The organism is [Collinsella] massiliensis (assembly GCF_002161605.1).
Lineage (GTDB): Bacteria > Actinomycetota > Coriobacteriia > Coriobacteriales > Coriobacteriaceae > Enorma.
On sequence record NZ_NFIE01000022.1, the window covers coordinates 26,778 to 33,473 of the forward strand.

General features: G+C 68.7%; 5 protein-coding genes. 1 reads left to right on the forward strand and 4 read right to left on the reverse strand.

Features of this window, described 5'->3' with window-relative positions; translation table 11 throughout:
- Positions 1–116 precede the first annotated feature (116 nt).
- Positions 117–848 carry a GntR family transcriptional regulator gene (locus B5G02_RS08970; protein ID WP_094335963.1) on the forward strand — a complete coding sequence of 244 codons (732 nt, stop codon included), beginning with the start codon at positions 117–119 and terminating at the stop codon, positions 846–848.
- Positions 849–915: 67 nt separating this feature from the next.
- Here the strand turns inward: B5G02_RS08970 and fba are convergent, their stop codons facing one another.
- From fba to B5G02_RS08990, 4 genes are all read right to left on the reverse strand, one after another.
- Positions 916–1,782 (reverse strand): class II fructose-1,6-bisphosphate aldolase, encoded by an 867-nt coding sequence (fba, locus tag B5G02_RS08975; protein ID WP_094335964.1) that lies wholly within the window; start codon positions 1,780–1,782, stop codon positions 916–918.
- Between the two features lie 111 nt (positions 1,783–1,893).
- Complete coding sequence (locus B5G02_RS08980) at positions 1,894–2,529, reverse strand: MBL fold metallo-hydrolase (protein WP_241146213.1); 636 nt, start codon at positions 2,527–2,529, stop codon at positions 1,894–1,896.
- Positions 2,530–2,784: 255 nt separating this feature from the next.
- Positions 2,785–5,130, reverse strand: coding sequence for a RelA/SpoT family protein (locus B5G02_RS08985; RefSeq protein ID WP_094335966.1), 2,346 nt, complete (start codon positions 5,128–5,130; stop codon positions 2,785–2,787).
- Between the two features lie 8 nt (positions 5,131–5,138).
- A partial coding sequence (locus tag B5G02_RS08990) for a helicase-related protein (protein ID WP_143758304.1) occupies positions 5,139–6,696 on the reverse strand: 1,558 nt, incomplete at its 5' end.

Genomic DNA, 6,696 nt, shown 5'->3' on the forward strand with positions numbered 1-6,696 from the left:
CCGCAGGGGCACGGCCGCCTCGTGCGAAACCGTGCGCGCGCATCGCCCGACGTATACAATAGGTTACGTTCGTTATTCATTCGCGCACCCTTGGCGCATGTACTGAGGAGCCACCTGTGAGCGAAGCCGAGAACCGATATGCATTCACGCTGCAGGAGCAGCTCCGCGCCGACCTCTCCCGGAAAATCGGGGACGGCATCTATAAACCGGGCGATCGCCTGCCCTCGGAAAGCGAGCTCGTCGAGGCGTACGGGGTGAGCAGGGTCACCGTCCGCGCGGCGCTCGGGATGCTCGTCGACGAGGGCGTCCTCGTCAAGCGGCGCGGCAAGGGCACGTTCGTGCGGCCGACCACCATCGTCGAGAGCGCGCTCACCTCGGGCAGCTTCACGGAGACCTGCCTCGAGATGGGCCTCGAGCCCGCGACGCGCATCCTCATGACGGGCGAGATGCCCGCCGACCCGTCCATCGCCGCGCTCCTGGGCTGCACGGACAAGCGGCTCATCGAGATCCGGCGCCTCCGGATGGCGGGGGGCACGCCCGTGATCGTCGAGCACGACTACTTCCCGCAGCGCTACCGCTTCCTCTTGGGGTGCGCGCTCGAGAACCGCTCGCTCTTCGAGATCCTCAAGACCGAGGGCGGCACGGTGATCTGCGGCTTCGAGGACAGCTTCAGCATCGGCCGGGCGGATGCCCAGACCGCCGAGCTGCTCGATGTGGCGGAGGGCGACGCGCTGCTCGAGGTGCTCGAGACGGTCTACGGGCGGGACCCGAGCGACATCGTCTACGTGAACCGCCAGCTCATCGCGAGCGACCGCTACCGCTACGTGGTGCGCTCGCGCAAGGCATAAAGAAGGCGAGCTTCCAGCCACCGCCGGAAGCTCGCCCATGTAAGAAAACCCCTGGGGTAATTTTACATTAGGCCATGCCCACCGAGCCGAACTGCTCCATGAGCTCGCGCGTGCGGGCGACGATGGCCTCGCGGCCGGGCTTGAGCACCTTGCGCGGGTCGTAGCCCTTGCCCTGGGTGTCCTTGCCCTCGGCGAAGTACTCGTGCAGGGCGGTCGTGAAGGCGATCTGCAGGTCCGTGTTCACGTTGATCTTGGACACGCCCATCGAGATGGCCTTCTTGATCTGGTCCTCGGGGATGCCGCTGCCGCCGTGGAGCACGAGCGGCAGGTCGCCGACCTCGGCCTTGATCTCGGCCAGGCGATCGAAGGAAAGGCCAGCCCAGTCATCGGGGTACACGCCGTGGATGTTGCCGATGCCGCAGGCCAGGAAGTCGACGCCCAGCTCGGCGATCTGCTTGCACTCGGCGGGGTCGGCGAGCTCGCCGTTGGAGGTCACGCCGTCCTCGGTGCCGCCGATGCCGCCGACCTCGGCCTCGATGGAGAGGCCCTTGCTGTGGGCGATCTCGACGAGCTCCTTGGTGCGGTCGAGGTTGATCTGGAACGTCTCCTCGTGGGAGCCGTCGTACATGATCGAGGTGAACCCGGCGTCGATGGCCTTGAAGCAATCCTCATAGGTGCCGTGGTCGAGGTGGATGGCGACGGGGACGCTGATGTCCTGGGACTCGACGCAGGCCTTCACCATGTCGGCGCAGACCTTGAGGCCGCCCATCCACTTCGCGGCACCGGCGCTGCACTGGATGATGAGCGGCGACTGGGCCTCCTCGGCCGCCTGGAGGATGGCGAGCGTCCACTCCAGGTTGTTCGTGTTGAACGCGCCGAGGGCATAGTGGCCGGCCTCGGCCTTCTTGAGCATTTCGGCTGCATTGACGAGCATACAAAACCTCCCATGCATGGAATTGAACACAACGACTAGGATACCACGCCCGGCAGCGTGCGCAGCGAACGTCTTGCGCCGTCGCGCGCGTGAAACACAGGCGCCCCGCGGCTACCGCTCGTCCGAGCGGCGCACCTGGCTCATGAGCGGGTTCACCTCGAGCTCGCGGGCGATGGTGGTCGAGGGGCCGTGGCCGATGCAGCAGCGCGTGTCGACGGGCAGGCTCGCGCCGAGCTTCGCGATCGAGGGCATGATGGCGGCGGTGTCGCCGCCCTCGAGGTCCGTGCGGCCGCACCCGCCCGGGAAGAGCGTGTCGCCCACGAAGGCGATGTCGCCGTCCTCCGTGGCCGCGAACAGCACGATGCCGCCCGGGGTGTGCCCCGGCGTCTCGATCACCTGGAACGAGACGTCGCCCACGCGGATGCGGTCGCCCTCGCGCACGGTGCGGTCGGGTGCGGGCGGAACCTCCGACTCGATGCCCCAGAGCTCGCGCATGGCATCGACCGCGCGCGTAAGGTACGCGGCGTCGACCTCGGACACGATGAAGGGCACCGCGTCGCCGAGCACGCACCGCATGCCCGCCACGCCGCCGGTGTGGTCCGCATGCGCATGCGTGCACGCGATCCCCGTGACGCGCACGTCCGGGTGCGCCTCCAAGAACGTGCGCGCAAGGTGCTCCCCGTCCCACGCCGGATCGATCACGAGCGCCTCGTCCCCGGAGATGACGAAATACGTATTCGTCTCCACCGGCCCATTCACAACCGATTCGACCCTCACATGCCCCATCGGTTTCGTATCCACCTCACCCATAACAACCCTTTCATCAAAAACTACTGTGCGGAGGCCCCGTGGCACCCCGCAACCCGCGCGACACCGTAACCCTCGTGCGGGGCGTCCGGCGTTTTCCTCCACGCGAGTTCCGCAGGAACAAGGCCCCTCGGCCTTGTTCCGAGGACTGTCTGAGCAGTGGAGGAAAACGCCGGACGCCCCCGCCCGAACAAGTTATCCGCGCGGCTTGCGGGTCGTGGCACCCTCCCCCGGCATGAGGCGCCGCGCGTCGTAGACGCTCTCCACCCGGCTGATCTGCGCGAGCAGCGGGTCGAGCCCGCTCGCGTCCGAGATCTGCACGAGGAAGCGCAGCTCGGCGCCGCCATCGCGGTCGGTCGAGGTGGAGGCGGAGAGGATGTTCGCGCCCGCATCGCCGATGGCGATCGTCACGTCCTTCAGCAGCCCCATGCGGTCGAGGCACTCGACCACGATCTCCACCTGGAAGAGCGCATCCGCCCCCGTATCCCATTCGACCTCGATCATGCGCTCCGCATGCTCCATGAGGCCCTTCACGTTCGGGCAGTTCGCCCGGTGCACCGACACGCCGCGACCGCGCGTGATGAAGCCCACGATGTCGTCGCCCGCGACGGGGTTGCAGCAGTGCGCGAGGCGCACGAGCAGGTCGTTGCCCGCGTTGCCCTTCACGATCACACCGGAGTTGTCGCGGCGGGGACGGCGCGGCTTGCGGTTCGTCCCGCGCTGGACGAGCACCGCCTCCGCGTCCGAGCCGTGCTTCTCCTCGGGCTGCGGGTCGAGGATCTGCTGCACGCGGTTGCCCACCATGCGGCACGCCACCTTCCCCGAGCCGATCGCCGCGAACAGGTCCTCGACGCGCACGTAGTTGAGCTGTTCGCACACGGTGTTCAGCGCTCGCGTCGTGCGCTGCGTGGAGATGCCGTAGCCGCGCTTGCGCAGGTCCTTCGCGAGCGCCTCGCGGCCGGCGGCGGCGTTCTCGTCCTTCGTGGCGGCGGCGAAGTAGCGCTTGATCTTCGACCGCGCCGAGGGGGTGCGCACAAGCGCGAGCCAGTCCCGCGAGGGCCGCGCGTTCTTGTTCGTGAGGATCTCCACGCGGTCGCCCATCTGCAGCTCGTGCGCGAGCGGCGTCTGCACGCCGTTCACCCGCGCGCCCACGCAGTGGTTGCCCACCTCGGTGTGGACGGCATAGGCGAAGTCGAGCGGCGTGGCGCCCGCGCGCAGGCTCATGAGCTCGCCCTTCGGCGTGAAGACGAAGATCTCCTGGTCGTAGAGGTCGACCTTGAGCGTGTCGAGGAACTCCTTGGGGTCGTCGATCTCCTCGGCCGTCACCCAGTCGAGCGAGTGCTTGAGGCGGTTGATCTGGTCGTCGAGCTTCTGCGCCTCCGAGCTCTTCGCAGCGCTCGACCCGCCCGACTTCTTGTACAGCCAGTGGGCGGCGATGCCGTATTCCGCCTGCTCGTGCATCTCGTAGGTGCGGATCTGGATCTCGAGCGGGCGCGCCGTGGGGCCGATGACCGTGGTATGGAGCGACTGGTAGTTGTTGAGCTTCGGCGTGGCGATGTAGTCCTTGAAGCGGCCGGGCATGGGGTGCCAGAGGGTGTGCACCGCACCGAGCGCCGAGTAGCAGTCGCCCACCGTCCGGCAGATCACGCGGAGCGCCACGAGGTCGTAGATCTCGGAGAACTCCTTGCCCTTGCGCTTCATCTTCTGGTAGATGGACCAGTAGTGCTTCGAGCGGCCGTTCACCTGGAAATCGGTGAGGCCGGCGCGCTTGAGCTCGTCGGTGAGCGTCTTGATGGTCTCGGCGAGGTAGCGCTCGCGCACCTCGCGGCTCTCGGCCACCATGCGCGCGATGCGCTGGTACGCCTCGGGCTCGAGGTAGAAGAACGAGAGGTCCTCGAGCTCCCACTTGATCGAGCTCATGCCCAGGCGGTCGGCGAGCGGCGCGTACACGTCCATGGTCTCGCGCGCCTTGAACAGGCGCCGGTCCTCGCGCAGCGCGGCGAGGGTGCGCATGTTGTGCAGGCGGTCGGCAAGCTTGACGATGATGACGCGGATGTCCTGCGACATGGCGAGGAACATCTTGCGCAGGTTGAGCGCCTGCTTCTCGTCGATGTTGTCGACCTCGATGTTCGTGAGCTTCGTGACGCCGTCCACGAGCACGGCGATCGTCTCGCCGAAGAGGCTCGTCACGTCGGCGAGCGAGACCTCGGTGTCCTCGACCGTGTCGTGCAGGAGCGCCGCGCACACCACGTCGCAGTCCATGTTGAGCTCCGCCAGGATGATGGCGACCTCGACGGGATGGTTGATGTAGGGCTCGCCGGAGCGGCGGCGCTGCGCGGAGTGCTTCTCGGCGGCGAAGCAGTAGGCGTGCTCCACCGTGGCGCAGTCCTCCGCGCTCATGTACTTCGCGCACAGCTGCGCCAGGTTGTCGTAATCGTCCGCGCAGATCTCGGGCGGCAGGTCGTCCGCGCAGGTGTAGTGCATCATCTTCGCGGACGACATGAGCGACGCATCGTGCGCGGCACGCGTTGCAGCATCCATGGTATCCCCTAACCCCGGGCCGCGGGAGCCTGCGGCGTGATAGGACGGTTCACTCGTGCAAGCATATCACGAGCGGGGGCATCGAGCGCCCAGCGGCGGAAGGCGTCGAACGCGCTGCGCGTGCGCAAGCCCTCGAGATAGCGGATGGAGGCGGTGAGCTCCATGCGCCCCGGGTTCTCGACCATCTCGATGCGGCGCGCGGCATCCGCGCCCGAGACGGTCGTGAAGCCGAGCTCCTCGAAGATGGCGATGCCGCTCTCGACCATGCGCTCGTCCACGGGCGTGCGCGCGTCGATGGCGAGGCACATGCCCGCGATGTCGCGGTCGGTCGCCGAGAAGCTCCGCTCGCCCGTCTGCGTGAGGTTCGAGCGCCACATGGTCTGCAGCGCCCGGTAGAGCGTGACGAGCTCATCGCGCTCGGGGGCGGCAGCGTCGAGCAGGCGCTCGTTGATGCGGGCGTCGCGCGCGGAGTAGAGCAGGTGGACGGTTGCGGGCTCCCCATCGCGGCCGGCGCGGCCGCTCATCTGGTTGAACTCCGTGGCCGAGAATGGCATGTGGTAGAGGACCACATGGCGGATGTCGGCCAGGTTCACCCCCTCGCCGAACGCGGAGGTGGACACGATGCAAGTGATGCCGCCCGCGCGGAACGCCTCCTCGACGCGCGCCCGGTCCGCGCGCGCGAGCCCCGCGTGGTAGAACGCGACGCGGCCCGCGAGCTCCGGCACGCGCTTGCGCAGGGTGCGGGCGAGGGAGGTGGCCTGGTCGCGCGAGTTGACGTACACGACGCACTTCTCGCCCGTCGCCACGATGGAGACGAGGCGGTTCTCGCGGCTCGCGAGGTCGCGGTCGTCCTCCAGCTCCAGGTTCTCGCGGACCGTGGGATCGACCACGACGCGCTCGATGCCCAGAAGCCCCGTGATGTCGCGCGCGGCGGCAGCGTCGGCCGTGGCGGTGACGGCGAGCACGCAGGGCTCCCCGAGCGCGGCGAGCACGTGCGGCAGCTCCAGGTAGGCGCTCCGCTCGCCCGCGCGGGCGCGCGCCACATGGTGCGCCTCGTCGACGACGACGAAGCCCACGCGGTCGCAGCGCTCGAAGCGCCGGACGTGTATGGCGAGGAACTCCGGCGTGGTGAGCACGATGTCGAGCGAGCCCGCCGCGAGCGCGGCGAACGCCCGGTCGCGCGCCGCGGGCGTGCTCTCGCCCGTGAGCACGGCGGCGCGCACGCCGAGGGCGGCGCAGGCGTTTACGAGATGGAACGCTTGATCGGCCACGAGCGCGCGCAGCGGGTAGACGAGGATGCTCGCCCGGCCGCGCAGCACCGCCTCGCGCACGGCGTGCACCTGGAAGATGAGCGACTTGCCGCGCCCCGTCCCCATGACGGCGAGCGTGCGCTCCCCGCGCGCGAGGGCGTCGAGCGCCTCCCGCTGGGCGCGATGCGGCTCGGCCGTTCCGATGAACGCATGGAGGAGCGTGCGCGTGAGCTCGTCGTAGGAGAGCTGCGCGAGGAGCGCCCGGCGGTCGGCGGCCACGGGCGCGGCGTCCCGGGGGGCGGGGCGCGGCAAGTCG

Bases quoted from the DNA above. Each gene is read 5' to 3' on its own strand.
- B5G02_RS08985 (WP_094335966.1), bottom strand. From the start codon at position 5,130: ATGGATGCTGCAACGCGTGCCGCGCACGATGCGTCGCTCATGTCGTCC.
- fba (WP_094335964.1), bottom strand. From the start codon at position 1,782: ATGCTCGTCAATGCAGCCGAAATGCTCAAGAAGGCCGAGGCCGGCCAC.